Annotated in this window: 1 protein-coding gene; it reads left to right on the forward strand. The window is 28.3% G+C overall.

From position 1 onward, the window contains the following. Positions 1 to 138: 138 nt before the first annotated feature. Positions 139 to 632, forward strand: a 494-nt coding sequence (locus tag AB1397_02590; GenBank protein MEW6481879.1) for a hypothetical protein, incomplete at its 3' end; no start/stop codon positions are given.

Here is a 632-nt window from a genome sequence, read left to right on the forward strand (position 1 = left end):
GAGGATAAACTCTATGAGGTCAATGATAGAATGAGTCCTAAATGGCAAGACTATCGGATAGATGTATTTTGTTGGAATAAAAATAAAGCTAGGGCATTTGGGAAGAAGAAAGTAGTAATTTGGTATAAATAATAAACAATGGCTAAAAGATTTACTGAAACTTGCAAATGGGATGACCTCTGGTATAGAAAATTATTGCCTAAATATAAAGCCTTTTGGCAATATCTCTGGGATAAGTGTGATATTGCAGGATTCTGGCAAGTTGATTTGGAAATAGCAAGTTTTTGTGTTGGGGAAGAATTAAAAGAGAATGAGGTTTTGGAAATTTTCAATACAGGAAAAGAAAGAATTAAGGTAATAGATAGTAATAAATGGATGTTAGTTGATTTTATAAAATTTCAATATGGAGAATTAAATGAAAAAAGCTTACCACATCAAGGAGTTATAAAAGTATTAGAAAAAACTTTCTCTACTTTTAAAGAAGAGTTAGATAACCCTTACCAAAGGATTATGAAAGAGTTAAATAACCCTTTATTAAGGGTTAAAGATAAAGAAAAAGAAAAAGATAAAGAAAAAGATAAAGAAAAAGATAAAGAAAAAGATAAAGAAAAAGATAAAGAAAAAGATAAAGA

This window comes from bacterium (genome assembly GCA_040756715.1).
Classification (GTDB): domain Bacteria; phylum UBA9089; class UBA9088; order UBA9088; family UBA9088; genus JBFLYE01.